22 protein-coding genes and 1 pseudogene are annotated in these 25,484 nt (G+C 42.1%); 15 read left to right on the top strand and 8 right to left on the bottom strand.

What is annotated here, in order from left to right; genetic code table 11:
• Window positions 1-74: 74 nt before the first annotated feature.
• From ACQYAD_RS02375 to ACQYAD_RS02355, 5 genes are all read left to right on the top strand, one after another.
• Window positions 75-1,496 carry a hypothetical protein gene (locus tag ACQYAD_RS02375; protein ID WP_430235116.1) on the top strand — a complete coding sequence of 474 codons (1,422 nt, stop codon included), beginning with the start codon at window positions 75-77 and terminating at the stop codon, window positions 1,494-1,496.
• Window positions 1,497-1,906: 410 nt separating this feature from the next.
• Window positions 1,907-2,296, top strand: a complete 390-nt coding sequence (locus tag ACQYAD_RS02370; protein WP_430235114.1) for a GntR family transcriptional regulator — start codon at window positions 1,907-1,909, stop codon at window positions 2,294-2,296.
• Entirely contained in the window at window positions 2,289-3,188 is a 900-nt protein-coding gene (locus tag ACQYAD_RS02365; RefSeq protein WP_430235112.1) for an ABC transporter ATP-binding protein, read from the top strand. Before ACQYAD_RS02370 ends, ACQYAD_RS02365 begins: the two co-directional genes overlap by 8 nt.
• Window positions 3,163-5,118 carry a DUF6449 domain-containing protein gene (locus ACQYAD_RS02360; RefSeq protein ID WP_430235110.1) on the top strand — a complete coding sequence of 652 codons (1,956 nt, stop codon included), beginning with the start codon at window positions 3,163-3,165 and terminating at the stop codon, window positions 5,116-5,118. Before ACQYAD_RS02365 ends, ACQYAD_RS02360 begins: the two co-directional genes overlap by 26 nt.
• 9 nt (window positions 5,119-5,127) lie before the next feature.
• Window positions 5,128-5,649 carry an RNA polymerase sigma factor gene (locus ACQYAD_RS02355; protein ID WP_430235108.1) on the top strand — a complete coding sequence of 174 codons (522 nt, stop codon included), beginning with the start codon at window positions 5,128-5,130 and terminating at the stop codon, window positions 5,647-5,649.
• A gap of 57 nt (window positions 5,650-5,706) precedes the next feature.
• On the opposite strand, the gene ACQYAD_RS02350 is transcribed toward ACQYAD_RS02355, so the two are convergent.
• A complete protein-coding gene (locus ACQYAD_RS02350; protein WP_430235106.1) occupies window positions 5,707-6,009 on the bottom strand; it encodes a nucleotidyltransferase domain-containing protein in 303 nt (100 codons plus the stop codon).
• A gap of 230 nt (window positions 6,010-6,239) precedes the next feature.
• Here ACQYAD_RS02350 and ACQYAD_RS02345 point away from each other — a divergent pair.
• From ACQYAD_RS02345 to ACQYAD_RS02325, 5 genes and pseudogenes are all read left to right on the top strand, one after another.
• Window positions 6,240-6,656, top strand: a pseudogene (locus tag ACQYAD_RS02345) (cupin domain-containing protein); the annotation flags it as partial.
• A 321-nt stretch (window positions 6,657-6,977) separates the two neighbouring features.
• On the top strand, window positions 6,978-7,550 hold the full coding sequence (locus ACQYAD_RS02340) for a metalloregulator ArsR/SmtB family transcription factor (RefSeq protein WP_430235104.1): 573 nt from the start codon (window positions 6,978-6,980) through the stop codon (window positions 7,548-7,550).
• Window positions 7,551-7,635: 85 nt separating this feature from the next.
• Window positions 7,636-8,838: an MFS transporter gene (locus tag ACQYAD_RS02335; protein WP_430235102.1), complete on the top strand. Its 1,203-nt coding sequence runs from the start codon at window positions 7,636-7,638 to the stop codon at window positions 8,836-8,838.
• Between the two features lie 48 nt (window positions 8,839-8,886).
• Window positions 8,887-9,267 carry a PaaI family thioesterase gene (locus ACQYAD_RS02330; protein ID WP_430235100.1) on the top strand — a complete coding sequence of 127 codons (381 nt, stop codon included), beginning with the start codon at window positions 8,887-8,889 and terminating at the stop codon, window positions 9,265-9,267.
• 347 nt (window positions 9,268-9,614) lie between these two features.
• Window positions 9,615-10,865, top strand: coding sequence for a cation:dicarboxylate symporter family transporter (locus tag ACQYAD_RS02325; protein ID WP_430235098.1), 1,251 nt, complete (start codon window positions 9,615-9,617; stop codon window positions 10,863-10,865).
• A gap of 12 nt (window positions 10,866-10,877) precedes the next feature.
• Here ACQYAD_RS02325 and ACQYAD_RS02320 read toward each other — a convergent pair whose 3' ends face one another.
• Both ACQYAD_RS02320 and ACQYAD_RS02315 read right to left on the bottom strand, forming a co-directional pair.
• Entirely contained in the window at window positions 10,878-11,381 is a 504-nt protein-coding gene (locus tag ACQYAD_RS02320) for a hypothetical protein (protein WP_430235096.1), read from the bottom strand.
• A gap of 4 nt (window positions 11,382-11,385) precedes the next feature.
• Entirely contained in the window at window positions 11,386-11,841 is a 456-nt protein-coding gene (locus ACQYAD_RS02315) for a hypothetical protein (RefSeq protein WP_430235094.1), read from the bottom strand.
• A 367-nt stretch (window positions 11,842-12,208) separates the two neighbouring features.
• Here ACQYAD_RS02315 and ACQYAD_RS02310 point away from each other — a divergent pair, with 367 nt between their 5' ends.
• On the top strand, window positions 12,209-13,471 hold the full coding sequence (locus tag ACQYAD_RS02310; RefSeq protein WP_430235092.1) for an ATP-binding protein: 1,263 nt from the start codon (window positions 12,209-12,211) through the stop codon (window positions 13,469-13,471).
• 80 nt (window positions 13,472-13,551) lie between these two features.
• Here ACQYAD_RS02310 and ACQYAD_RS02305 read toward each other — a convergent pair whose 3' ends face one another.
• Window positions 13,552-13,818 carry a Uma2 family endonuclease gene (locus ACQYAD_RS02305; RefSeq protein WP_430235207.1) on the bottom strand — a complete coding sequence of 89 codons (267 nt, stop codon included), beginning with the start codon at window positions 13,816-13,818 and terminating at the stop codon, window positions 13,552-13,554.
• A gap of 568 nt (window positions 13,819-14,386) precedes the next feature.
• Here ACQYAD_RS02305 and ACQYAD_RS02300 point away from each other — a divergent pair.
• Window positions 14,387-16,621: an EAL domain-containing protein gene (locus tag ACQYAD_RS02300; protein ID WP_430235090.1), complete on the top strand. Its 2,235-nt coding sequence runs from the start codon at window positions 14,387-14,389 to the stop codon at window positions 16,619-16,621.
• 1,131 nt (window positions 16,622-17,752) lie between these two features.
• On the opposite strand, the gene ACQYAD_RS02295 is transcribed toward ACQYAD_RS02300, so the two are convergent.
• From ACQYAD_RS02295 to ACQYAD_RS02285, 3 genes are all read right to left on the bottom strand, one after another.
• Window positions 17,753-19,132: an MATE family efflux transporter gene (locus ACQYAD_RS02295; protein ID WP_430235089.1), complete on the bottom strand. Its 1,380-nt coding sequence runs from the start codon at window positions 19,130-19,132 to the stop codon at window positions 17,753-17,755.
• A 204-nt stretch (window positions 19,133-19,336) separates the two neighbouring features.
• A complete protein-coding gene (locus ACQYAD_RS02290) occupies window positions 19,337-19,684 on the bottom strand; it encodes a hypothetical protein (protein WP_430235087.1) in 348 nt (115 codons plus the stop codon).
• Window positions 19,685-19,904: 220 nt separating this feature from the next.
• Window positions 19,905-20,246 (bottom strand): hypothetical protein, encoded by a 342-nt coding sequence (locus ACQYAD_RS02285; protein WP_430235085.1) that lies wholly within the window; start codon window positions 20,244-20,246, stop codon window positions 19,905-19,907.
• Between the two features lie 191 nt (window positions 20,247-20,437).
• Between ACQYAD_RS02285 and ACQYAD_RS02280 the strand changes: the two genes are divergently transcribed.
• Complete coding sequence (locus ACQYAD_RS02280; RefSeq protein ID WP_430235083.1) at window positions 20,438-21,562, top strand: NADH-dependent flavin oxidoreductase; 1,125 nt, start codon at window positions 20,438-20,440, stop codon at window positions 21,560-21,562.
• A gap of 42 nt (window positions 21,563-21,604) precedes the next feature.
• Here ACQYAD_RS02280 and ACQYAD_RS02275 read toward each other — a convergent pair whose 3' ends face one another.
• Complete coding sequence (locus ACQYAD_RS02275) at window positions 21,605-21,982, bottom strand: VOC family protein (protein ID WP_430235081.1); 378 nt, start codon at window positions 21,980-21,982, stop codon at window positions 21,605-21,607.
• A gap of 1,151 nt (window positions 21,983-23,133) precedes the next feature.
• Here ACQYAD_RS02275 and ACQYAD_RS02270 point away from each other — a divergent pair.
• Both ACQYAD_RS02270 and ACQYAD_RS02265 read left to right on the top strand, forming a co-directional pair.
• A complete protein-coding gene (locus tag ACQYAD_RS02270) occupies window positions 23,134-24,462 on the top strand; it encodes a purine/pyrimidine permease (RefSeq protein WP_430235079.1) in 1,329 nt (442 codons plus the stop codon).
• Between the two features lie 38 nt (window positions 24,463-24,500).
• The gene (locus ACQYAD_RS02265; RefSeq protein ID WP_430235077.1) at window positions 24,501-25,433 is read left to right on the top strand and encodes a dipeptidase; all 933 of its coding nucleotides are present in this window, start codon (window positions 24,501-24,503) and stop codon (window positions 25,431-25,433) included.
• Window positions 25,434-25,484 lie beyond the last annotated feature (51 nt).

The following is a 25,484-nucleotide window of genomic DNA, read 5'->3' as shown; positions in this document are numbered from 1 at the left end:
CTAGAAACAAGGTATTGTCCTCATTTTTATGGTATAATAGGGAACAAATACTGAATTGGGAGGCTGATGGAATAATGCAGAATGATCTAATAAAGCCAACTGAGTTGCTTATTCTGGATAAAAAGAAGTCGATAAAAGGGGAAGTTTCCCGCGCAGTTTTTTACGGCAGAAGCAAAGTGGCTGTTGTAGAAACTCCGGAAAATGGAACGTACTATTTGTGCTACTATAAAAATCGGCTCATTATTGGCGGCCAATTGGAACTCGTCGAAAAGGCCACTTTTATTGAGCGAGCGTTTCATGACGGGATTGTCCTTCATTCGCCTCACCCGTTGTTATCGGCTTTCATTCCAGACTTGACGGTTTCGATCCCGAATCGAAATAAGCTCTTCACCCAGCTTCAAGTTGATTTTTCCCCGCAAGAAATTGCCTATATTGCCACAACGCTTGATTCCTTTTATACAAAAGAATACCTGGCAAAACTGATCGAAAAGTTATTTTTCCACTATCGCTGCAACGGCAATTTCAAGAAGTCGTTTCAAATTCTGCAAATTTTAACAGCATTTCTTCCAGATTTGCAATCTGCCCGTGAGCGACTCCATTCCCAGGAGTTTTATTCCTATCAAAAATTTTACCACTCCACAAGTTTACCCACTATTTTGCAAGAAGACCCTCTCTATGTTGACGTGCACTGTTTTAAAAATCGTTCAGATCCTGCAATTCGATCGTTGTTAAAAGATCTTCTTACGTCCAAAAATTCCTTTGTAGAATTGCTATTGCTTTGGTTAGAACAAAGTGACCAAAACGAGCTCGATGGTTATACGCGAATGGCGCTGCAACTGATTTCCATGCCGGAATGGATTTTTATTTTAACAAAAGTGGGATTGAATCCCTTTCAACTGCTGCCTGAAGCCCAGCGAGCAATTGAAAAAATGCTGCAAAATGGCAGCTATGAGACAGCCGCATTACAGTTACTCCCATTCATCGATGATCTTCCGGAAAATTACGAGCTCATTTTGAAAAAATTATGGGAAAACATAAATGCCGAGTTTGTTGCAGCCCATTTGGATCAATTTCTGTTGATTCTTGAAAAGGAAAGCCTTGCTGGCAATGAGCTTCAAGCGGAAGATAAAATTTACCAGCTGGCAGTGAGTTTGTTTCGCCAATTTGATTTGAAAATGGTTTACGAAAAAATGCTGCCAATTAAGCCATATTTGCCTCAGTCTTTTCACTTGCGAAAATTGGCGAAGATGCTGGAGTTGGAAGAAAATCCGGATCAGATGATGGAACTTGGCGACTTGTATATGGAATTCAACCAGTGGGATCGAGCGATCGACTGCTATTTTTGGGAAATGGAGTTGAAACCACAAGACCCCGAGCCCGTTTTAAAAATTAGTAAATGTTATCAGCAAAAGGGCATGTCCGATGATGCGAAAGTTTATCAAAAAATCTTTCAGCAGTTAAAAAATAATCAAACGGACGGTTCGCTTGCCCAGTAATCACAGAATCGCGAAAAGATCTCATTGACATGAGGTCTTTTTTTCGTTTTCAAGAGGGTTTACGTTGCTCGCAACAGGGTGGGGATTACTTTTTTTAGGGAAAATCGCTGGTTTGTGAACGGGATTCTGCCTAGAATGGTCATTATTCCGCCTAAGTAGTGGCGAATTCCGCCTTCAGTCCCCTTTTTTCCGCCTACATCCCTAACAATTCCGCCTAGCCATTGCTAAGCATACTCATCCGTTCGATTTTCCTAGACTAATAAAGTTTCCGCCCTACGAAAGAGATATTTATACAAATAAATGGCAGGCAAAAAGAAATTTCCAAAAAAAGCTTTTCTTTTGGAATGACATGACCTATAATCAAACTGTATTATGAATAATAGTACACTTAGTACAGATTGGGGGTTACTATGTTTGAGCTTGATTTGAGAAGCCGGAAACCCATTTATGAACAATTGGTTGATAAGTTAAAAGAATTCATTATAAATGAAGTGCTTAAGCCGGATGAGCAGTTGCCGTCCGTTCGCATGCTGGCGCAGGAATTGACGATTAACCCGAATACGATTCAAAAAGCGTATCGGGAACTTGAAAATCAAGGTTTTATTTATTCCGTAAAAGGAAAAGGCAGTTTCGTGAGTCTAAACAATCAGAAAAAGGATGGGGAGAAAATTTTGTTCGTCAAGAAAGAGCTTGAAAAATTGATCTTGGAAGCTTTTTACCTTGGATTAACAGCAAAGGAATTGATCGAATTTATCCAAGAAATCGATGTGGCAAAAGGGGGAGGCGAACCAAATGATTGAACTAAAAAATGCAAGCAAGAAGTTCGAAAAATACGAAGCATTGAAAAATGTCAGCATGACAATTGAAAAAGGATCCATTTTTGGTTTAATCGGATCGAACGGCGCTGGGAAAACGACTTTACTGAAATTACTGGCAGGAATTTACCGCCAGGAAAGCGGAGAAATTTTGGTCAACAAGCTGCCAATAGTCGAAAATCCAGCCGTAAAACAGAAAGTTGTTTTTATTCCTGATCAGCCTTCTTTTTTGCCGCACTATACGGCCAGGCAAATGGCCCAATTTTATAGCAGTCTTTATCCAAGTTGGGATGCCGAACGGTTTCTAAAACTTGCGGAAACTTTCTCTTTTGACGTGAACAAAAGATTGCATACTTTTTCGAAAGGCTGGCAACGGCAAGCTGCTTTTATCCTTGCACTTTCAGCCAAGCCGGAGATTTTGCTGCTCGATGAACCGCTCGATGGTTTGGATCCGGTAGTAAGAAAAAAAGTGAAAAACCTGCTGATTCAGGACGTTGCTGACCGGGAAATGACGATTCTGATCTCTTCCCATAATCTGCGTGAAGTGGAAGACCTTTGCGATCAAGTCGGCATTATTCATAATGGTCAAATGGTGTTAGAAAAAGAGCTGGATGAACTGAAATCCGATGTACATAAAGTTCAGGTTGCCTATCAACAAGGCTTTCCGCAAAGTCTGCTGAAAACTTTGAATGTCCTTTATAAGGAAAAGCGCGGAAGTGTCACGCTGCTCATTGTTCGTGGAAAGGAAGAAGACGTTGCCAAGCAGATCCGAGAGACCCATCCGCTTCTTTTTGACTTGCTGCCGCTCACACTCGAAGAAATTTTTATCTATGAAATGGGGGATATCGGCTATGCTATCGAAAATATCATGGTTTAACAAAGAACTCGCCGTTCAAATTGGACGCAGCGCCGGTTGGATTTCGATTGTTTATTTTCTCGGTCTGCTAATTGCCCTGCCGATTCGGATCATGATGATGTACTCAGATAAACAAAGTCTTCCATTGCAAAAAATCAATAATTTATTTCAACCTAACTTTTCTTTCCAGCTTCCATTGCTGATTACGATCCCGGTTTTAATGGCGATTTTCTTATTTCGGTATCTTCATGTAAAAAAAATGGCAGACCTGATGCATAGCATCCCGATGAAAAGAGAAAAGCTTTTTCATCATTATGCGATATCTGGAATTATCTTGCTGGTTTTGCCAATTGTCGTGATTGCTATCATCCTTTTGCTCACCCATTCAGTAATGGATTTAGGAGCATATTTTACAAAAAAAGATATTCTTGATTGGGCTGGTATGACCATTCTTATCAATCTGATCCTTTATGCGGTTAGCGTTTTTGTTGCAATGATGACAGGGATGTCGATTGTCCATGCGGTTCTGACGTACGCGGTTCTTGTCTTTCCGGTCGGAATCACGGTTTTAGTATTGTTTAATTTATCCATTTTATTGTATGGCTTTCCAAGCGATGTTTTCTTGGCTAAGCAGTTAGAGAAGATATCACCGCTCACTTATGCAACCGTTTTGGATCGAAAGCCTTTTATATGGAGTGTAGCAGCAATGTATGGCGGGATTGCACTTATTCTGTACTGGCTGTCGCTTTGTTTTTATAAAAAAAGGAAGGTTGAAGCAGCGTCTGAAGCGATTGCCTTTGTAAATTTGCGGGCAATTTTCAAATATGGGGTCACTTTTTCAGTAATGCTTGTGGGCGGTGCGTACTTTCAACAAGTTTCTTACAACAGCCTCGGCTGGGCAATCTTTGGATATGTGATCGGAGCGGCTGCTGGCTATTACCTTGCTGAAATGGTGGTACAAAAAAGTTGGCGGGTTTTTGGCAAGGTGAAAGGGCTCGCGATTTATCTGGTTGTTTTCATACTTGCCACGGTCGCTGTGAAATCAATGGGCTTCTACGAAAATCGGATTCCCTCACAGGCGGAGGTAAAAAGCGTCCTTTTAGGCAATAACCCAATGTTCTTAAGCCCAATTGGTTCGAATGGGGGATATTACCCGCCGTTGCCAATGAAAAGCCAAGCGAGTATTGAGGCTGTGCGAAAATTACACCAGCAAATTGTTGCCAACCAAAACATTAATCGACAAAAAGAAAATCATAAAGAGGACTTGGTTGTAAAATATGAATTTAATGATGGCAGTACGATTCTGCGGGAATATAGAGTGGATAAACGTCTGTACGAAGATTCTTTTAAAGACGTGTATCAAACTGAAGATTACAAGCGGTCCATGAATGAAATTTTCCGAATCAAGCCCAATGAGGTGCAGTCGATTTCGATTTTTGCCAATAGTTCGGATGGCCGCAAAGTAATGATCTATGAGCCAGCAGAAGTTAACCAACTTTTCGAACGGTTAAAAGAGGATATCTTGTCTGAAACGTATGAGGATAGTCTTTATTTTGCGAACCGGGGATCGTCGATTCAAATTGATATCGGAAAAGAGCGCTCTGTATCCTTGACCTTTAAGCCAACATATCACCGGGTAGCAGCATGGCTACAAGAGAAAAGTCTCTTAGATAAAGCAAAAGTGACCGCGGATGATCTGGAGTCAATGGTTGTGGCAAAGAATGATTTCGGGAAGGAGTATGACGCAAGAGTAATTGAAAAGAAAGTGGAAAACAACCCCAGCGCATTCCGGATTACTAATAAAGGACAGCTGGAGATGGCGCTAAACCAAGCAGGTGTGCGTCCGGCGGATTATGTTGCCCTCTTATATTATAAATGGAGCAAGCAGCCGGAAATCTTTTATTTTGATCAAGAACACGTTCCTGATTTTGTCAAAAAGGTGCTGGAATAGGGTGGAGATATGGAAGTGATTCATTTCAATCAACTGTTCTCTCAGTATTACCGGCGGGTGTTTTCTGTTGCCTTCTCGGTGGCAAAAGATCGTTTTCTCGCCGAAGACATTGTACAGGAAACGTTTTTGAAGGCCTATCAAAAATTGGACACGCTGAAAGATGTCTGCAAAATCGGTGCTTGGTTGTCCGCGATCGCCGTCAGGACGGCAATCGACGTTTTACGGGCAGAAAAACGCAAAAGCGGATTGGCGGGGGATTCTTCTTTGATGCAAAAAGTATACGAGCAAACAGCGACAAGAATGAATACGGAAGAGCAAGCAGCTGTTCGGCTTCTACAAGAAGAATTATTTCAATCCATCAATCTTTTGTCAGCCGACTACCGAAATGTCTTGTTGTTAAACATTCACAACGGTTTAAATGAAAAAGAAATTGCCGAATTGCTGCACTTGAAACCCGCCACCGTCAAAACCCGTCTATACCGGGCAAGACAGCAATTGAAGCGGGCTGTTTTGGGAGAAGAGATTGCCTAAACAAACGGCAGGTGACGGCCTATCACCTGCCTTCGTATTTGAATGTTTTCCGCCAATTTATTTGCAATACAATTCTTTTCCAATAGATATGATGTGCTGTTTGAGCTTCGGGTTACTAATTTGCTCGTAATGCAAAAGATCAAAAAAGTAAGGGAGCAGGGATTCCTCGTTTAATTGATCGGCCAAACGGGAAATTGTTCCTGGTGTGATATTGGTTCCAAATAGGGCAATATCTACATCAGATCCTTTTTTGTAATTTCCTATCGCCCGGCTGCCAAAAACTACGGCTTTCTCAATTTCTTTAAAACCCTTCAATGATTCCTGTAAGTATTTTACGTCTCTATCCAACAATCCAAACATAGAATCATTCCGAAGAAGAAAGACAAAAAATCGTGCGCTGCAATCCTGCTTTTTGTACTAGGTATCAAGATTAGTTTTTCGATAAGTTCCAATCTTGAAAAAGGCCTAAGAATCTCATTCATTAAGGATGATAAAAAAGTACAGGTTTACTTATGAATGAGTACGGATAAATAATGATGGAAAGGCAACCTTATATACGAATAAGGAATAAATGGGAGGAATTTCAAATGGAATTAAAAGATTATGGGGCAAAGCCATTTGTAACAAATATTGAAGAAGCAACGGTTCAAAACAATAGCTTTCGGACAGCTTTATGGACAGGACAAAAACTTCAACTAACCTTAATGTCTATTGAAGTAGGAGAAGATATTGGTTTAGAAGTTCATCCGGATCATGATCAATTTTTGCAAATCGAACAAGGGAAAGGGCTTGTTCAAATGGGAGCAAGTAAAGACAATCTGGATTTTGAAGAAAATGCCGAGGAGGACTATGCCATCTTTGTACCCGCGGGTAAATGGCATAATGTTACGAATACGGGTGAGAAACCGCTAAAACTGTATTCTATTTATGCACCGGTTGAACATCCTTTTGGTACGGTGCACGAAACAAGAGCTGATGCAATGGCTGCAGAAGAAAACATTGAATAATAGTGCTTAAGATAAATTTAAAATAAAGGTTCCAATTGAAATAGAAACTGAATAACGAATCCTAAACGAGCCAGTGCATGAAGATCCGTCTTTTTGTACTGGTTTTTTATTTTTGAGATAGAAGATTGTGCATCCAAACGCTCTCGTTACGCTCAGCCGTACTGATGACGCCGACAAGCGTTTGAATGGCAGCCTTGCACATAAAGCATAGTGTATGAAAGGGGTTTCAAGTCAAGCGGATGAAAAAAATTGCTGCTTGATTTCTGATGCTAATTAAATTAATATCTAATTAGATATATATTAAAGTAGGTGAATCCCAATATGCAAGTAAACAAACTAGTTGAGTTTCATAAAGCGGTGGGTGACCTGACGCGGATTCGGATTATTGCTTTGCTGCAGCAAGGCTCGCTGCATGGCCAGGCGATTGCTGGGAAACTGAGCCTTAAGCCGCCAACGATTACCCACCATATTGCCAAACTACGGGAGGTTGGGCTGATCAAAGAACGCCGGGAGAAAAACACAATCTATTTTTCGTTAAACACAAAAATACTGGAAATGAGCGCTCAGGCGATTTTAACGGTAGGGGTTTCCAATAAAGAAATGCTCGTAACCGGAACAGAGCGGGCTGCGATTATCGAAAACTTTTTCACAAAAGATGGAAAATTAAAAAACCTTCCAGCGCAACGGAAGAAAAAGCTGGTTGTGCTCGCACATATTGCGGAAAGATTGGAATTTGGAAAGGTTTATCAAGAGAAAGAAATCAATGAGTATTTAACGCAATATCATGAGGACTACGCAACGCTACGGCGCGAGTTGATTATGTGCCATTTTATGTATCGTGAAAACAATCAATATGAACTGAACCCCACAGAATTATGGCTACATAGTGAATAGGATGCCTACAACGAGCATCCGTTTTTTTTACTTAACTAATTCGATATATATTTAATTAGATGATTGTTAAAGGAGGTGAAAAAAATTGATATCTTATTTAAAAGAAGAAAAACAGTACGCACGGTTATTTTTAGCAGGTGTGATAAATGGAATAGGAGATCGTTTTAGTTCGGTAGCTGTGCTGGCGACGCTTCTATATTTAACAGGGTCAGGATTTGCCGTGGGGTTGACGTTGGCGATTCGGCTGCTGCCATATTTACTATTCGGCCCGATTGGCGGAAAGTTAGCTGACCGTTTTTCTCGAAAAACGATCTTAGTTATTACAGATCTTATGCGTATCGGTTTTGCATTGTCCTTTTTATTGGTTAACACGAAAGAAGAGATTTGGATCATTTATGTCAGTTCGTTTTTTTTAGCCGCAGGGGAAGCGATCTATGCTCCGGCGAGGAAATCGGCCATTCCTCAACTGGTGAAAAAAAGCCATCTCGTTCAGGTGAATAGCTTGGAACAGGTTATGCTCGGGATTGTCCTTATTGGCGGTGCTTTTTCAGGCGGAATTGTTTCGGCCATTTTTGGTGCCGGTGTGACTTTTTGGTTCAATGCAGCTTCCTTTTTAGGTGCAGCTGCCGTTATTTCAACCATTCATTTTCCCGAAAAGATTATGGAAGAAGAGAACCATTTTGAAGCTTCAGTTGTTCCGCTTAAGAAAATCATCGCGATGTCCCTGCCTATTCAAATCCTTCTTTTGGGAGAAGTATTGATTGCAGCGATAAATGGGATTGACAATGTTCTAATCAGTGTGTATGCGGTCGATGAGTATCACCTTGGCGAAGCAGGGGTAGGCCTTTTCTATGGGGTTTTGGGAATCGGATTAATGGCAAGTTTTACGGCTGCAAATCGATTGCACAAACATCTTCTTGTTAAGGGTTTAACGGCCTTTTTTCTCGAAGGAGTATTTCTTGTTGCATTAAGCCGAACCCACTTAGTTATTTTTGCTGTCCTTATTTTTGGTTTTGCTGCATTCATGTCTGGCATCAGTAATACATGTTTTGATACGGTACTTATGAAAGAAATTCCAGAGGAACAGCAAGGCAGGATTTTTGGATTAATGGCCACCATTTCAAATACGATTTTAGGCGGATCAATGTTTCTGGCAGGACTATCGCTGAACAAACTTCCTCCCCGATCATTAGGTTTTATGGGGGGAATTGCCTTTATGTTGGCTGCAAGTTTCCTGCTAGCTGTTTTTCTGGTTAAATCTCTTCATAAGAAAGAAGGAAAACGCTGACACAAATTTGAATTATTTTAAATAAACAATTTTAAAGGAGTGTCAATCGTGTTTATTCGCCAGCCGTTTGATGAGTTCCTCGGTTTTCAATATGAACGATTAAATAAGGACAGTATTAAAATTGTCATGCCAATCCAATCATTATTTTTAAATAGCGTTGGGGTCATTCACGGCGGGATTATTTCTTCACTTGCAGATGTTGCGCTCTGCAATACCCTTGGAGCAACAGAGGATGGAAAGCAAAAAGCGGTCACCGTCGATTTGGATGTGACTTTTATAAAAGGAGCGAAAGGCAACAAGTTGGCAGCCATTGCCAAGTTAGTAAAAACAGGAAGAAGCCTTTCTCATGCCGAGTGCCATATCTATGACGATCAAGAAAATTTAGTAGCAAAGGCAAAAGCGATTCTCTTTCATACACAAAACGATTAAATTGAAAATCCGGTCGCCGAAGTGAAAATTCGGTGATTTTTTTTAGCTAATCAGAATTTACATCCATAAATTCTGAACGCATAAGGGCAACTATGCCTCTGTCTTCGCCAAAGGCTCGCCAATCGGCAAGTTTTCTTTAAAAAAAGTATCTCAATAATCCATTCTTTTCTGCCTACATGTGCACCAATTCCACCCAGCCATTCAAACCGTAACCAATTCATCTAAAAATAAGATTAAATTCATCTAAATAATATATTGTTACTATGAATCAATGTCTTTAAAATGCTATATTAGAATACTTTTCACTTTTAAATAAATAATCTGAAAGAAAAGGAGAGGCCTATTCGATGAAAAAAGTTAGTTTAGCATGGCAGATTTTTATTGGCTTGGCTCTTGGTATTGTGGTCGGTGCGGTTTTTTACGGAAACCCGAATGTTGAGACCTACCTGCAGCCGATTGGCACGATTTTTATTCGCCTCATTAAAATGATCGTCGTTCCGATAGTTGTATCCAGCTTGATTGTTGGCGTCGCGGGTGTTGGCGACATGAAATCGCTAGGAAAAATTGGCGGGAAGACGCTGCTTTATTTTGAACTGATCACGACGGTTGCGATAGCTGTCGGTCTTTTGGCCGCAAATGTTTTCCAGCCGGGTGCGGGAGTCGACCGTTCCCATTTGACAAAGACAGACATTAATAGTTATCTGGCAACAACAAAATCAACCGAATCGCATTCCATGATTGATACGTTTGTGAATATTGTGCCGACGAATATCGTTCAATCACTGGCAAATGGCGATATGCTGGCAATTATTTTCTTCTCCGTTATGTTCGGCTTGGGGGTTGCGGCAATCGGGGAAAAAGGCCAACCGATATTGCGCTTTTTCAAAGGCACTGCGGAGGCAATGTTCTATGTAACCAATCAAATTATGAAAGTTGCGCCTTTTGGTGTTTTTGCCTTAATTGGGGTGACCGTTTCGAAATTTGGGGTGACCTCTCTAATCCCATTAGGCAAACTGGTACTCGTCGTTTACGGATCGATGATTTTCTTTGTTCTCGTTGTCCTTGGCTTAACGGCCAAGCTGGCAGGCTTCAATATTTTCAGTCTGCTGCGTTATTTAAAGGACGAATTAATTTTAGGCTATTCAACCTCCAGTTCGGAAACGGTGCTTCCGAAGATTATGGAAAAAATGGAGATGCTCGGCTGTCCGAAGTCGATCACTTCTTTTGTGATACCAACAGGCTATTCGTTTAACCTGGACGGCTCGACATTGTACCAGGCGATTGCTGCCTTGTTTATTGCCCAGATGTATGGAATTCACATGAGTATCGGTCAGCAAATTACTTTGGTTCTTGTTTTAATGGTGACATCAAAAGGAATTGCCGGCGTTCCCGGTGTATCGTTTGTTGTTTTGCTTGCCACATTGGGAAGTGTTGGGATTCCGGTTGAAGGCCTTGCCTTTATTGCAGGAATCGACAGGATTCTTGATATGGCACGTACGGCGGTGAATATTGTTGGAAACTCCCTTGCGGCCATTGTCATCACGAAATGGGAAGGCAACAAAGTAAAAGCACCACAAGAGCAACAGCGTGTTGCCTAAAAAAACTCCCGGTCAGTTTTCTGGCCGGGGGTTTTTCCGATTCACCAAATGGTAGTAAACGATAAGAAAGGATTGCATAAAAAAGTAAATCGGGAATGACCAACACATCCGATAGCCTTTACTAAAATGGTACAAATCAATTTGCACTGCGAACCACTCAACCAAAAGGGCAAAACCGGAGCCTATGAGAATGAAAACAAGATTCATCCATCCTTTTATTTCCCATTTTACATAAAAATAGAGGAAGAAATAACTGACTGGCCCCATCGTTATATAGGATAGGAAATCAAAAAACTGGTAATTGGAACTGTCATTTACATCGTAAAAATCCCATGGACCAACACTGATCGTATGGTCGAAAAAAGTGATAAAACTAACACCATAAAGATAGAAAGCCGTTGCCTTTAACGGAGTAAAGATCTTTGGCATTTTCCAAAAGAGAAAATGCAATGAAACGAATGCAATGATGACAAACCATTCATTCCAATCAAACGAATTTTCATATACGATGGTCATATCGTCATTGCTCCTTTTTTGTGATAATTTGAGCAATGAAAAGGCTGCTTGCAATATAAGCACTGTGAAAAAGAACCGGAAAAGCAATCTGCCATTTTGTATAGCCAATTACCCCGAAGTAAATATGAATATAGTCGATTGCGAGGCTAGAGAACAAGTATGCCGCCAAAAGAGTGCTTTTTATTTTCAAAGAATCCGAGAGAATGAATGCGTTTACAAAAATAAGAACAATAATTGGTAGGATGACATCACGGTATAACGGAAATGCCAAGAATAAATACGGATCGTCCGTTAGTTTTAGCTTGTTTATATTCATCGCAGCAATTGTCATCAAGTTGGTTGTCAAAAGGGTAAGTGCCATAAAAAGAATGGAATTTTGCAAAAAATTTAAAGCCTTCTTTTGGTAATAGAAAAAATGACCAATTATCATTGTTAAAGCAATTGAAAACGGAAGTCCCATACAATCATCCTCATGATTTTTTATTCAGTATTTCCATAGTGAGGAAAAAATAATAGGAATAGGAACTTACCTTATCATATTATTCTTAAAGGATAGCAGTAGAAGCGGTCTAAATTTTTTCAGAAAAAGAGCAATCGATACAACAAAAATGGTTCAAAAAGAAGGAAAATTGTCCTAAATTATCGAATGATTTAGATATTAGTCGAGAACCCTCGTGACTTCAGTCATGAGATGAATCGACTTCGGACAAGGGTTAGCTTATGCTAACTCAATTTTCTGACATCTCTTTCGTGGCTAAAACCACATATGATATTTAAATAGTTGTCATGCTGGCAACCTTCTATTTTTCAGTTAAGGAGACACACCTGTGGTAGGCATAGAAAAACTTTTGCTCAATATCTTGTTTTTTCTTGTATCGATTCTCATTTATTTTGTACTGGAACCGAGTCAGAAATGGAAGAAAACCACTATCGGTTTATTGTCAACCTTGGCGATTGTTTTGTGCATGACATTTCCATTTTCGATTTTTCCGGGATATTTTTATGACTTGCGTATCATTCCTTTCATTTTGGCCAGCCTTTATGGCGGCTATCAGGTTGGATTGTTTGCGACAGTCATTTTATACATTTACCGGTTCTATTTAGGTGGGGATGGGTTTTTCACAACCGTGATTGCGTATACAGTCTTGACAGCCGTTACCTGCTATTTCGTGCCCAAGTACCGGTACTATTCTCGTCTCCGTAAAATGCTTCTCTCGATGGGGTTGGCCCTTTTTGCATCCTTGTCAGTCACAATTGTCAGTTATTACCGGATGGTAGGTTTGGACACCGGAAATAGCGAAAAAATATTCCTCTTTTTTGTAGTATATTGTATTCTTCATATTTTCAGCATTTGGTTGTCTGTTTTTCTAATCGAAACATTCCATGAACACATGAAATTGAGAAATGAAATTCAACAGGCTGAGAAAATGCAGGTGTTGGGGGAACTGGCAGCATCCATCGCTCATGAGGTTCGAAATCCGTTGACTGTTGTCCGGGGATTTATCCAGCTGCTTAATACTCCCCAAGAGGATGAGAAGAATCGGTATTTTCTAAAAGTAGCAATCGATGAATTGGACCGGGCAGAATCGATTATTTCCGAATATTTATCCTATGCCAAACCGCAAATTGATAAGACGGATCGTTTGGACGTTGGTCATTTAGTCAATCATGTGGCGACTGTGATGTCTTCTTATGCTGCCGCCCGCCATGTCGAGATTGTTTTGCAGATCAAACACCCCCTTTTCATTAAAGCGGATTGGAATAAACTATCACAGGCATGTTTAAACCTTGCTAAAAATGGGATTGAAGCGATGACACAGGGCGGAACTCTTTCTATTTCAGCTTACAAGTCACAAAACAAGGCAGTGATCGAAATTAGGGATACAGGATTCGGCATGACAAGGGAAGAACTAAGCCGGTTGGGCCAGCCATTCTACTCCACTAAAGAAACAGGAACGGGATTAGGCTTGATGGTGAGTTACCGGATTATTCAAGCTATGCACGGCCGGATCGAGGTTCAAAGTGAAAAAGGAAAAGGAACCGCGTTCAAACTCATTTTTTTTGCCGAAAGGATTGAGCAAGAGGCTTAAAGAAATTTTTTAGAAAAACCATTTTGGAAAATCTACAAACATAAAAAACCGCCGTCTGCTCATTTAACAGGCGGCAATTTTCATTCGGCATTTTGAAAAATGGAAGCTAATTCAATAGTAAAGTTTTCAAATAAATGGACGGGCACTTGATCATCCCGGAAAAAAATGCTTTGGTGTTGGAAAACTGAATTTTTCAGTAAATAAATATCAACCGTTTCGTTAGAGGGATCGACAATCCAGGACTCTTTCACACCGGCTTTTTGATACCGATTGAATTTAACCAATTTGTCCTTTTTCACGGTTGATTTGGAAAGAATTTCGACAACGAGATCAGGAGTACCGACAATCCGTTTTCCTGAATTTTATTGGGGTCACAAACGACAACAAGATCGGGTTCAACCCATTCCTTAATGTTCGTGATGTTATTGTCTTTTTCAGAAAAGCATACATCAAGAGGAGACCCGAATCCCTACATTGCTTGCCGCGCAAATAGATGTTGAATTCGGTAAGAAGCTCCCTTTGAATGGCTTGATGCTTTGTTGAGGGGACATGTTGAAAATCTGACCATCAATCACTTCGTATCTTGCCTCATCCCCCATTATCCGGAATAGACATCCAATCACCCTCCTATAGGAAAAGTATAGCCTAAAAAAGCAACTTTTCCAATTGGATGAAGATTGTACTGAATCGACCGTTTTTCGAGAACAGGGAAAGCAATGGGAAATACTGAGTATGAGAAGACTTTCCCTTTGACAATTATCGTCTTCTCTGTTTTTTAAAAATCAAAGCGTATGGTTGTCCACACTCTGACATGAAAAAATTAACATACGTCAATTTGGTGAATTCGCATTGTTCGAAAATCTCTTTTTTGCTATTTTTAAAGGAGAGATAGTAGCTGATGTAGGAAGTGCATACATGAAAAATTACTGGTATGAAAAAAACATGCTTAAATGGATTATTATCTTTATTTTGCTTATTTTAATTGAAATAGCTGACGAGTTAGAACCGTTTCTTCCTAAATCATTTGAATTATTTGCACATGCCTCACTTGTTGTGGTATTGATCACAATCATTATTTTTTACTCATTTTTAAAAGGGCTACAAAAGACGACGACGGAATATGAAAAAAACGAACAGAAGTTATCAAGCATCTTTGATGCCCTTGATGTAGCCCTTTGGTCGCATGACTTAAAAAATGACAAGCTTTTCATCTCATCTGGGATTGAAAAGTTGTATGGCTACAGCCTGGATGATTTTTATAAAGATCGGGATCTTTGGAAGAAAGTGATTGTGCCTGAGGATCGTCATGTATTAATCGAACGGGAACAGATGCTTCGCTCAGGACAGGCAGTAACGAGCACATATAGAATTATCCGCCCGGATGGAGAGATTCGCTGGATTCAAGACCGAGGCATTCCTTTTACAGATGACAATGGACAATTGGTCGATTTTAACAGTGTCTTATTTGACATAACTGATCGAAAAGAAAGCGAAAACCTCTATCGCAGTTTGGTCGAAATGTCCCCAGATATTATCGCGGTTGTCAGCAATGAGAAAATAGATTACATCAATAAGGCTGGGTGTCAGTTGCTTGGTGCTTCATGTCCAAGCGAGCTCATTGGTCAATCCTTGTGGCAGTTTGGTCCAAAGAAAATTGTGGCAGAAGTTCAGGCACAAGAAAAGGCAGTCGATCTGGGAGCGGTGAAGCGTACTCATTTTGAATTTCAAGTAAAAAAACGGGATGGTTCCTTCATTGACGTTGAAATGTCGACAATGGGAATTATCTATGCAGGGAGAGCAGCCAGGCAAATTGTTGCTCGTGATATATCCGAGCGGAAGGAAGCGGAAAAAACGATTAAACAGCTGGCCTACTATGATACATTAACAGGCTTGCCGAACCGCAATAAATTTCAGCACTATTTTGACGAAGTGCTAAATGAAAAAGGCAAACAATCATTGGCGATCTTATTTTTAGACCTTGATCGCTTTAAAATGATAAATGATATTCAAGGACATTTCATTGGTGATCTTGTTTTGCAAAAAGCAGCAAATCTCCTTAAATCAGCAGTTGAGCACCATGATATGGTATCCCGTCATGGCGGGGATGAGTTTATCATTTTATTGGAAAATGCCGAAAAGCCAAACGTTACACGGGTGGCTCAGCGGATTTTAGCTGAATTTTCGACACCGATTGTGGTAAACGACCAAGAGTATTTTGTGACGCCAAGCATTGGAATCAGCATGTATCCGCATGATGGCAATGATAAAGCAACATTGTTGAAAAATGCGGATATGGCGATGTACTTTGCAAAGGAAAAAGGAAAAAACAATTTTCAGTTCTATTCTAAAAAGCTTGATCGAATATCGAAGCGGAAGATTGAAATGGAAAATGGTTTAAGAAGAGCGTTGGAAAAGAATGAATTACTACTCCATTATCAGCCGCAAATTGATTTATCGACCGGCAGACTGGTTGGGATTGAGGCATTGGTTCGCTGGCAGCATCCAAAGCATGGCTTAGTTCCGCCAAATGAATTTATCCCCTTAGCTGAAGAATCAGGATTAATTGTACCAATTGGTAAATGGGTACTAAGAACGGCTTGCGAGCAGGCGGAAAAGTGGAGAAATTCCGGATTCGATGACTTTTCCATTGCAGTCAATATATCCGCCCGTCAATTCCAAGACGAACATTTTGTTCAATCCGTTGTCGAGATCTTAGATGAGGTTGGCTTTTATCCCGGTAACTTAGATTTAGAGATAACCGAAAGTATCATGCAAAATTTCGAAGAATCGACTTTGATCTTAACTGAATTAAGGGACCTCGGCATCCGCTTATCCATTGATGATTTTGGCACAGGCTATTCGTCTTTAAGTTATTTGAAACACCTTCCGATTAATAAAATAAAAATTGATAAATCGTTTGTTGATGATATTGACCAGCATGAAAGTCAAGGAGCGATGGTCAAAACGATCATTGACATGGGGCACCATTTGAATTTTGCAGTTGTTGCCGAAGGGGTTGAAACCGAGCGTCAAATTCGATTCTTAAAGGAAAATGGCTGTGAAATCGTGCAAGGATATTACTACAGCCAACCATTGCCAGTCGACCAGATGGAATCATTCATAAACGAGAAAAAAGGTATCCCGAATTAGGGCAATCCGTAAAACGGTCATTACTAGCTTCCATAATGCCCGCTACTCCAATTTTTCAGACCGAAGCGGTCATTACTAGCTTCCGTAATGCCCGCTACTCCAATTTTTCAGGCCGAAACGGTCATTACTAGCTTCCGTAATGCCCGCTACTCTAATTTTTCGGGGCGAAATGGTCATTACTAGCTTCCGTAATGCCCGGTTCTCTTATTTTTCAAGCCGAAGCGGTCATTACTAGCTTCCGTAATGCCCGGTTCTCTTATTTTTCAAGCCGAACCGGTCATTACTAGCTTCCGTAATGCCCGTTACTCCAATTTTTCGGGGCGAAATGGTCATTACTAGCTTCCGTAATGCCCGCATCTCCTAATTTTCGGGGCGAAATGGTCATTACTAGCTCCCGTAATGCCCGCTACTCCAATTTTTCAGGGTAAACCGGTCATTACTAGCTTCCATAATGCCCGGTTCTCTTATTTTTCAAGCCGAACCGGTCATTACTAGCTTCCATAATGCCCGTTACTCCAATTTTTCAGACCGAATCGGTCATTACTAGCTTCCATAATGCCCGTTACTCCAATTTTTCAGACCGAACCGGTCATTACTAGCTTCCATAATGCCCGCTACTCCAATTTTTCAGACCGAAACGGTCATTACTAGCTTCCGTAATGCCCGGTTCTCTTATTTTTCAGGCCGAACCGGTCATTACTAGCTTCCGTAATGCCCGCTACTCCAATTTTTCAAGCCGAAGCGGTCATTACAAGCTTCCATAATGCCCGCATCTCCAATTTTTCAGGCGTAAGCGGTCATTACTAGCTTCCATAATGCCCGCATCTCCAATTTTTCAGGCGTAACCGGTCATTACTAGCTCCCGTAATGCCCGCTACTCCAATTTTTCAAGCCGAAGCGGTCATTACTAGCCTCCATAATGCCCGTAACTCCAATTTTTCAGGCCGAACCGGTCATTACTAGCTTCCCTAATGCCCGCATCTCCAATTTTTCAGGGTAAACCGGTCATTACTAGCTTCCATAATGCCCGCTTCTCCTATTTTTCAGGCCGAAACGGGCACTAGTGGATCCCCGAATGCCTTTTATCCAGATCAGTAAAATAGAAAACAAACGGATTGGCAGTAAAGGAGATTAGCTGCTCACTTTTCCAGGAACATGTGGTACCGGTTTTCGTTTCTTTCCCCGCTCCCATGGACTGCTGAGCCAGCGCTTGATTGCGAAAATGCCGCGGAACCATTCATCGGCACCTTGGGCAAGCCAAATGCCGAGCAGCCCTAAGCCAAAATGAACTCCCAGAAGGTAGCTGAGGACAACCGCAACGCCCCACATTGAGATCATCCCAATTATCACCGGGAAACGGACATCGCCAGCAGATTTTAAAGAACTCATTAACACAATGTTCATCGCTCTGCCTGGTTCAATAAACACTACCGACCATAGGACGGGAATCCCGATCGCAATAATGTTGGCGTTTGCCGTAAAAACTTTTAAAATCGATGTGCCGGTAACAGCGATTAAAAGGGATGCTCCCAATGACGTTAACATCGCAATTTTAAGCGTTTTCACACCGCGTTTAAGGGCGCGTTCATACTGCTTGCCGCCAATGTAACGGGCGACAAGCAACTGTGTACCTTGGGCAATCGCCAATGTAAAAAGAAAGGCAAACATCGAAATGTTTAAAATATAGACCCGTGCCGCAAGAGCATCTGTGCCGATTGCCACCACAATGCCGGTTATGACAAGCTGGGAGAATTGATAGGATAAATTTTCACCAGCTGAAGGAACACCAATCGCTAACACTTCACGAATATCTGGTTTGTTCATTTTAAAAATATCTTTAAGCTCAATCTTTAACAAAAGTCTGCTGTATACAAAATAAATCAGAGCTACTATGGCAAATGCACGAGCAATAACAATTGCCCAGGATACACCCATCACACCCGTAATCGGCAGTCCGAATATTCCGGTTGTAGCGAGGATGTTTCCGGCAACGCTAATGAAGTCCATTGCAACGGTAACGATCATCGATTCTTTCGTAAAGCCGTGGCTCCGGAGGACTGCGCTTAATGCAAGTGACAGGGATTCAAAAAAAAGGGATCCGCCAGTAATGCGAATAAATGTAAGTCCATACTCATGTACTTTGCCCTGGGTATTAAATAAATTTAATAACGGTTCACCAAACACAACCACAATAACTCCCACGGTGATTCCAAACCAAAAATTCAAGCCAAAGACGGAATGGGCAAGTTGGTGAGCGCGTTGTAAACGGTTGGCACCGAGGTTTTGGCTGATTAAGACAGTCCCGCCGATGGAAGTGACGTTAAATACGATGATAAAGATAGTGAGCAATTGGTTCGCGACACCGACACCTGCTGCTGCGTCGTCAGAGTACTGGCCAAGCATCAAGGTTGCAATAATTCCCATACCAATGCGAAGAGCCAATTCAATAAACAGCGGCCAAGTAATACTGAACAAAGATTGCTCTTGATATTTATTTGTTTGCGTTTCCAATGGTGTTCTCCTTCAGTCGATTAAAATAGTATTTTTATTGTAACGCTTTCCCATCTGAATGAGAACTAGAAAATTTTTTCTCCCCAGAATCGTCAAATCTTTTCTGGCAAGTAGACAGGATCTATTTTTCATATGGGAATGGGACAAAAAAAGCCTTCCAAGTGTATCAGGTTTGGTCGGCTGTATCGGTCGGTCGGTTATATTTTAAAAGCCCCATTTCATGGAAACGGTTAACGTGCAGCAGCTGCCTGGGGCGTGTGGGCCGGTGCCCGTTGTGAGGCTAAAAACTATGCCAGATGGAGTGTAGTGAGTGGATACCGGAACGTTAAGTCCGATGGATTTAATCAGTTGGTCGACTTTTGCTTTATTGCCTTGTTGGGCAGCCGTCATGATTTTTGCCGCAAACGGGACATCACCGAGCCTGTTAAGAAGGATGCTCCCTTGTTTCATCAAAAATTGAATCGAGTGAATCGATTCTTCGAAGGTTGCCGTGTTCACTGGCGGATATAGATTTCGGTGAAGGAAGGGATTGTAATAAGAGTAACTGTACATGGAAAAACCTCCTCGTGGAAAAATAGCCTTGGTGACAATTGCCTAGCGAACAAACTGTGACAGCCGCGGAATAAATGGTGAAACTCGCGGAATAGGAGCGTAAACTCGCGGAATAAAAGGTAAAAGCCGCGGAATTTTTCCTGAAACCCGCGGAATCACCTGGAAAACTGAAAACCAGAATGGGGAATTTTTAAAAAAGAACTCCCCATCACGGGCGCTGTTAAAATCCGCCTTCGGTAGGTGAAAAAGGAATGGTTAACCGGTTCTCTACTACTCGAAGCCGTTGGTTCAAGCGATTGAGCCTGCGTGTCTGCTGTTCATTCGTATTATTCAGACGCAGAAACTCATGATTGACTCGATTGATCTCTCCGTTTATTCGATGAATCTCCTGATTTTGCCGCTTTAATTCTTCATTTAAACGGCTTAGTTCTTTTGCCATCCTCTCGTGCTGCCTTTCCATCTGGTTAAATCTTTTTTCAAAACTTTGCTGTTGCGGCGGTTCTCGATTCGGATCATATTGGGGCAATAGGTGGTAAGGGAAATCATAATAGTATGGGTTCATCAAGACATCTCTCCTTTTTTTGTCGGGCAAATTCCCTATAAAATATGAAGGGATTTCCGGGCGGGCACGGCAAAAACCCAGTGAGCAGGAAAGTTGTTTTTCATTCTCGACTGAATTAAGTTTGAAGGGTGGATCAATCGATAATTTGATCATTTATAGAAGATACTAGCTTGGAAAGGAGCTGTTGTTAAATGAATTCCAAATACAGCCAATTGTTTCAGCCGTTTTCTTTTGCAATCGGCGTTTCGTTAAAAAATCGCCTCGTGATGGCGCCGATGACCAATTTTTCATCGAATCCGGATGGGACAGTGTCTGATGAGGAGGTAAACTACTATGCGCGCCGCTCAAAAGGTGTCAGCATGGTGGTGACAGCATGTACATATGTCGCGCCAAACGGAAAAGGATTTCAAGGAGAATTTGCCGCCGATCGCGATGAAATGATTCCAAGTCTTAAACAATTAGCTTCCGCTATTAAGGAAGAGGGAGCAAAAGCGATTTTACAAATTTTTCACGGCGGTCGGGAATGTCCACCCGATTTAGTACCAAATGGGGATGTCGTGAGTGCCAGTGCCGTTCCTTCTGAGCGAAACGGTTCGGTTACGCCAAGGGAATTGCCTGAAGATGAAATCGAAGCGATTATTCGTGCGTTTGGTGAAACGACACGCCGGGCAATTGAGGCGGGTTATGACGGTGTTGAAATTCACGGTGCCAATGGCTACTTGATTCAACAATTTTTTTCACCTCATTCCAATCGCCGGGAAGATCGTTGGGGAGGTTCAATTGAGCAGCGGCTTCGTTTTCCGCTCGCAGTTGTCGACGAAGTCGTGAAGGTTGCTGCCCAGCATGCAAAGCAGCCTTTTATTGTGGGCTATCGATTTTCTCCGGAGGAGCCTGAGACGCCTGGAATTACGATGGCTGATACACTTGCCCTGATTGATGCCTTAGTTGAGAAAAAGCTTGACTATCTGCATGTTTCCCAAACCGATTACAAAGCAAAGCCGAGAAGGGGAATTGACGATACACGTTCAAGGTTGGAGATCATTCAAGAACGGGTTGACGGCAGAATTCCTGTAATCGGTGTCGGCTCGGTTTATAAAGCTGATGATGCGGTGGAAGCATTGAAGACGGGTGTACCGCTGCTGGCTTTAGGACGCGAGCTAATTATTGATCCAGATTGGGTGGAAAAAATCGAAAGCGGACGCGAAGCTGAAATTGAAACGAAAATCGATAAAAGTGGTCAGAAACGTCTCGTTGTTCCAGACCCGCTCTGGCAAGCGATTATCAACACGCCGGGATGGTTTCCGGGAATTGAGTAATGGTAAAAGAAAACTCGCTGGAATGTTAGCGAGTTTTTTTTGTTATTTGTCTTCTCTTAAAATATATTCATTTCCATCCTGGTCTTTAAAGCTAAACATGGTTCCGAATGGCAATCGTAATAAATCCTCTACTTCTACTCCATTTTGTTTCATTTTTTCGTATGCCGATTCGATATCTGTTGTGCTAAACAAAATGGAGGGATGGGCCACTTTCTCTGGCTTTTGCCGCTCCATTGCTGCTTTCGAGTAAAGAACCAAAGTGGTGAATTCATCTTCGCTTGGTCCGACTTCGATCCAGGCGGCGTTTGGTCCCATTGGCTGTTCGAATTTTAAAACAAACCCCAGTTTATTCAGCCAAAAGTCTTTCGCTTGTTGCTGATCATTTACATAAATAGTTATTTTCCCAATTTTAGTAATCATTGCAATCTCCTTTAACGGTCATGATAATTGGTTATTCCATGATAACAATAGCAATTTCCATTTTGATTTTCAAGCATAGCAGCGATGGCGGGATCACACCACTCGCTGTAGGAGGAATTCCTTTTTTAGGAAGTCGGAATTCTTGAACGGAGAGGCGGGATCCTTTCTCGTAGTATAAACAAGAACGGTTCATAGAGCCCGCCAATGCGAAAAACCTAGTCGAACGGTCAATAAGAACGGTTCATAGAGCCCGCCAATGCGAAAAACCTAGTCGAACGGTCAATAAGAACGGTTCATAGAGCCCGGCAAAGAGAAAAACCCAGTCGAATGGTCAATAAGAACGGTTCATAGAGCCCGCCAATGCGAAAAACCTAGTCGAACGGTCAATAAGAACGGTTCATAGAGCCCGTCAAGGCGAAAAATCTAGTCGAACGGTCAATAAGAAGGGTTCATAGAGCCCGTCAAGGCGAAAAATCCAGTCGAACGGTCAATAAGAACGGTTCATAGAGCCCGGCAAAGAGAAAAACCCAGTCGAATGGTCAATAAGAACGGTTCATAGAGCCCGTCAAGGCGAAAAATCAAGTCGAACGGTCAATAAGAACGGTTCATAGAGCCCGCCAAAGAGAAAAACCCAGTCGAACGGTCAATAAGAACGGTTCATAGAGCCCGCCAAAGCGAAAAACCTAGTCGAACGGTCAATAAGAACGGTTCATAGAGCCCGCCAAAGAGAAAAACCCAGTCGAACGGTCAATAAGAACGGTTCATAGAGCCCGCCAAAGCGAAAAACCTAGTCGAATGGTCAATAAGAACGGTTCATAGAGCCCGCCAAAGCGAAAAACCCAGACGAACGGTCAATAAGAACGGTTCATGGAGCCCGGCAAAGCGAAAAACCCAGTCGAACGGTCAATAAGAACGGTTCATAGAGCCCGCCAATGCGAAAAACCTAATCGAACGGTCAATAAGAACGGTTCATAGAGCCCGCCAAAGAGAAATACCTGATCAACCGGTCAAGTAGAGGGGGTAAAATGTCCCCCAATCAGAGGGTTTTGTAGGCGAAATTGGCTAAAAGTTCGTTCAACGCCACCTCCTGTTGGTTTTTTTGCTAAAATGGAAGAATGTGCAGGATTTCCATAAAGAAGGAGTTACGTTTTATGATGGATCAAAGTCAAAAAAGCGGGAAACTGGTAGTAGGGATTCAAGGAATTCAGTGGGCGGTGTTTATGCTGACAAACATTGTCGCGGTACCGGTTGTGGTAGGGGCGGCCTTCCACATGTCACCTGCTGACATCTCAACCTTTATGCAGCGAATGCTATTTGTCACGGGGGCAGCCACATTGGTGCAAGTGTTTTTCGGCCACCGGCTGCCAATTGTTGAAGGCGGCGCTGGAATGTGGTGGGCCCTCTTTATTCTCCTTGGCGCCATGAGCGCACCAACAGAACGGGGACAGCTGTTGCAACAGCTTGAATTCGGTTTGGTGAGTGCGGGAATTTTTCTGGTCATTCTCAGCTTTTTGCCGATTATCGGAAAAATCCGAAACCTGTTCACGCCCATTGTCACTGGTGTCTATTTAATCTTACTTGTCAGCCAAATGAGCGGATCTTTTTTCAAAAGCATGTTGGGCGTTACGTCCACAGGGCACCTCGATGGACGGATCGCCGCCATTAGTTTTATCGAAGTATTTATCATTTTAATGATCTCCTTAAGAGCAAACGGCATTTGGCGGAGCATGGGGCCGCTGATTGGGATCGCTGCCGGCTGGCTTTTGTTTCACTTATTTGGATTGATGCCTTCAAGCAAAATAAGTGCATCTGCAGGATGGTTCGTTTTTCCAAAAATCTTTAGCTGGGGGACACCGCAATTTGATTTTGGCATTGTCCTTACCTCGGTCATTACTGGCGTCGTCCTGATTTCCAATGTTATTGCCAGCATTCTCGTCATTGGGATGGCAATTCAAAAAGAAATTCAGCCGATTGAGCATCAGCGGGGAATTTTCGGAAATGGGATCAGTTTGGTTTTATCCGGGCTTTTTTCCGTCGTTGGCGTCATTCCATTGTCGGTTGCCGGCGGTTTTATCAGCACAACCGGGATCAAAGAGAAAAATCCGTTTATCATCGGTGCCATCATTATTTTAGTCACTGGCTTTTTCCCTTCTATTGGCGGATTTTTCTCAACGCTTCCGCTTGAAGTAGCATATGCCTCTCTTTTTATACCATTTGCGCAAATGCTTGGCTTCGGAATTCGCGATTTGATGGGTCAGGAGCCGTCCAATCGCAATTTGCTTGTGATCGGGCTTTCGTTAATGGTCGGCATTGGCATGATGTTTATGCCGCCATCCGCGTTTGAAAGCGTGGCGCCATGGCTGCGCAATGGTATTGCCAACGGTCTTTTAGTCGGACTGATTTTGTGTCTGCTGCTTGAACATGTTCTTTTTCCGGCAAAAAAACCGAAAAAAGTTGAAAGGAATCAAAGCAATTCTTAATATGATAAATAAGAACGATTCCAAAGGGGGCCGCTTGAATGCATGTGATTGACCTTCATTGTGATGCACTGCTAAAACTATCGGAGGGAAAAGGAACACTGCGGTTTGCTGATGCGCCTGAACTTCAAACAAATAAACAAAGACTCAAGCAAGGAGAAGTGAAAGTGCAATGCTTTGCCATTTTTATCGAGCCGGAAATCAAGTCCGATCAAAAATTCCAGGCAGCACTTGATCAGGTGGATTCTTTTTACGAAGACGTTTTGCGGAAAAACCCAGAAATGAAGCAACTAAAAGATTGGTCTGACTTTGATCGGCTGCAGGATGGAGAAATAGGCGCGATGCTGACGCTCGAAGGAGTCGATGCGATTGGCAATGACCTCGCGAAACTGCGTACTCTTTATCGACTTGGCGTCCGTTCGGTTGGGCTAACCTGGAATAATGCGAATTTGGCAGCCGATGGAGCCGGTGAACCGCGCGGCGGCGGGCTAACCATTTTTGGAAAAGACGTCGTGAAATTGAATAACGAGAATCAAGTTTTAACCGATGTTTCACACTTGAGTGAGAAAGCTTTTTGGGATGTCATTGAGCTGGCGAAGTACCCGATTGCCAGCCATTCAAACGCGAAAGCACTTTGCAACCACCCGCGGAATTTAACCGATGAACAGGCAAGAGCGATGTTCAAAAAAGGCGGAATGGTCCATGTTGTTTACCATCCACCTTTTGTAAAAGCCGTTGGCATGGCGACGACGGAGGATTTAATCCGGCATATTGATCATTTTTGCTCACTCGGCGGTGTAAAGCAAATCGGATTCGGTTCGGATTTTGACGGGATTTCAACATTTGTTGCCGGCTTGGAGGATGCGTCAAAAACGCAAAACTTTATCAATACGCTGTTAAAGCATTTTAAAGAAGAAGAGGTTCGCGGTTTTGCCTATCAGAATTTCCTCGACCACCGGCCGCAAACAATCTGATTGGTGAGTTTTCGTAAAAAAGTTCGCATAACTTCGATCCCAAAATGATGG

It is taken from the genome of Neobacillus sp. SM06 (assembly GCF_050496765.1).
GTDB lineage: Bacteria > Bacillota > Bacilli > Bacillales > Cytobacillaceae > JAEVLT01.
Note: the sequence above shows the minus strand (reverse complement) of the source record. Positions and strands in the feature narration are given on the sequence as shown.